1 protein-coding gene and 2 pseudogenes are annotated in these 2,692 nt (G+C 59.7%); all 3 read right to left on the bottom strand.

Annotation, left to right across the window (positions count from 1 at the left end; all coding sequences use genetic code 11):
* Positions 1-200 (bottom strand): annotated as a pseudogene (locus B5E60_RS13890) (hypothetical protein); the annotation flags it as partial.
* A 64-nt stretch (positions 201-264) separates the two neighbouring features.
* On the bottom strand, positions 265-1,257 hold the full coding sequence (locus B5E60_RS13510; RefSeq protein WP_087312464.1) for an ArdC family protein: 993 nt from the start codon (positions 1,255-1,257) through the stop codon (positions 265-267).
* A gap of 85 nt (positions 1,258-1,342) precedes the next feature.
* Positions 1,343-2,692 (bottom strand): annotated as a pseudogene (locus tag B5E60_RS13995) (ParB/RepB/Spo0J family partition protein); the annotation flags it as partial.

Raw genomic sequence — 2,692 nt, 5'->3', positions numbered from 1 at the left:
AAGATGGTGTTGCTGTCGCGCTGGAGCCGCACGACCTGCGGTCGGTAGTCCTGCCGTTGGGCCTGACGCTCCGCGCGCGTCAGTTGCGAGAGGTGTGCCGCGGCACGCTGACGCTCCAGACGGGTCGCCACCGAACAGCCCGTCGCGGCGCACATTGCAGCGGCAAGCATGCCGCCCAGAATCGTTCGTTGCACTTTCATAGCTTGAAAAGATTAAGCCGCAGCCCGAAGACTGCGGCATGGTTCAACAATCGGCAATAAAGATCTATGCAGCCGGAGCTTCAGTCTCCTCTTCTGCAATCTCGTCGGTTCCGGTCTCCAGATGGTCGAAAATCATCCGGGCGGCCCGGTTGACATCGACCAGAATATCGAACAGATAGGCAGGTTCCTGGCGCAATTGCGAAAGCCACCCTTTGAGGTAGGCGGCATTCTCCTCGCGGGGCGTCGTGGCAAAACCAGCCATGGCACCACACAACGCCGAGGTCAGCTCCGCAACCAACTCTTCGCGGGCATACTCTTCGTCGCCAAAGCAGCTCCCCATCGTGCGGTTCAGACGCTCGGCATGGCCCGTGCTGTGGGCCACTTCGTGCAGAAGTGTCCCGTAGAAGGCCTCGCCTTTCGGGAACTGCTCCTTGAGCGGGCAGACAACCCGATCGTGCAGGCGCGTGTAATAGGCCCGGTCGCCGTAACGGAGTTCAATCGGGCAGAGCCACGACTGCTGCTCGACCATCCGGTCGATCGGCTCGCAGACCATTCCGTCGGAGTAATCCTTCCGCTCGGCACGGGCCGTCAGCGCCGCATAGCGTTCCGGCTGACGCTCCTGCATATCCGTCTGGTCGAGGTTGAAGACCGAATAGTAGAGTATGATGGGAATGACCTCGTACGGTTTACGGGCCTCCTTCGGAAGCTGGCGGTACTCCTCGAGGTCGATCTTGCAGCGGGTCTCCTTGTGGCGGATGCAGATCTTCCAGAAGTAGACCGGGAACGACAGGGAGCCCTTGAGGATATTCAGCCCCTCCTCCTTGGCCTGCCGGAAGGTCATGAAGATCGGTGTTTGGTAGCCGGCTATTCCCGACAGGAAGAGCAGCATCAGGATGTTCCCGGCCCGGTAGGGCGTACCGCGCAGGTTGCGGGGAAGACCGTGCGCGAGGTCCGTGATCCACGGTTTCTGCCAGTCGGTTTCGAGGTGTTCGATACGCCGGATCATCAACTCCGTCAGTCGGGGCGCTATGGCATCTATCAGATTCTGGTTTTTCATGGCTGGATGGGATTGGAAAGATTGAAAACAGGTGGGAAATGAAAGACGGAGCAATCGTTTGATTGCTCCGTCGGTTTTACTTGGATCAGGCGGCCAGCGATTCTGCCGTCTCGTTCGGGCCGAACTCCGGATCGGCCGGGATAATCAGCGGCTCGGCAGGTGGCGCCGGAATCTCCGTGTCGGGCGTCGCTACCGGCTCCTCGGGAAGTTCTTCGGGAATGGAAACTGAACTCGATTCCCGGGATTCGGCCATAGCCCGGGCCTCCTCCTGCGCCTTCAGGTCGTCGATCTGCTCCTGCAATTTCGTCCGGCGTCGTTCGTAGGTGGTCAGGTATTTCTCCTGCAGAGTCCGGCTTTGGGCCTCGAAATTCAAATCGGCGAACCGGCACATCAGGCGCGTGTCCACCTCCTGGTCCGTACAGTTGTAATCCCGAGCCGTCGTGCGGAAGAAGTCGAGCAGGAAGAGGCGGATCATGGCCGCCCGCTGTTCGGGTGTCAATTGCCCGGCGGCCGCGAAACGCTCCTCTTCGGTAACGCGCCACTGATTTTGAGGCTCGATACCGCACTGCCGAAGCCGGTCGTCCGCCATGTGTCGGATCACGGCATAGTAGAACATCTGGTGTTCCTCTTCGGTCAGCGGGTTGCCCGAGACCTTCGATTCGCGGAACAGCGTCTTCATATCGGCGGTGATATGCTCGTAGCAAAGCTGCCGGTTTCGGTGGTCCTGCCGCAGCAGGCTCTCCATCGGAGAGGCGGGAATCATCGTGACGTAAACCGTCCGTTCCCCTGCGGCATCCTCGACTGCGACCTCCCGTTCCTCCTCCGGGATGTCCTCATAGCGGATCTCCACGTCGAACATGCCGATGACGGCATATTTGCGGACACGGCCCTCCGTAACGTCGAATTCGAGTTGCCGGGTCTGCTCCGTAAACCGGGCCAGCGCCGCTTCGTAGCGCTTCACGGCTTCCGCGTAGTTTTCTTCCGACGAGTAGCATTCTGCCTGTGGAGCTTCGGGCATCTCGGGAGCCGTATCGTAGTAATCGAGGTAGTAATCCAACTCTTCGATCCGGTAGCCCTCCTCTTCAAGATGCTCAATCACCGAATCGGGGGTATCTCCCACCGTGGCAAGGACCGTCCGCGGATCTGCCTTCAACAGTTGCAGGGCCTGCTGAACGAGGTATTCGTCGTTCTTGCGCATCATGCAGCTCCGGTTCTGACAGCCTGCACATCCGTCCGTACATTCATCCTTGAAAAGGATTTGGTTGGCTGTATTGTGATGGCAGGTGTGGCATTCGGTCTTGTCGAAGCGATAGGTGTCCAGGCGGGTCATGTAGCGGTCGTAGAGCCGCCGGGCAATCTCCCGGATCCGGGCATTCTTCCACGACAGGCGGCAGCCGTCCGAGAAATGCTCCTCGTAGACCTCCTGCTGGACCGC

Origin of the sequence: Alistipes sp. An116 (genome assembly GCF_002161005.1) — a bacterium.
GTDB classification, from domain to species: domain Bacteria; phylum Bacteroidota; class Bacteroidia; order Bacteroidales; family Rikenellaceae; genus Alistipes; species Alistipes megaguti.
The sequence above is the reverse complement of the archived record's forward strand: the minus strand, read 5'-3'. Positions and strand labels throughout refer to the sequence as shown.

Excerpts from the sequence above, each read along its gene's own strand:
- B5E60_RS13510 (WP_087312464.1), bottom strand. The coding sequence starts at position 1,257 with ATGAAAAACCAGAATCTGATAGATGCCATAGCGCCCCGACTGACGGAG.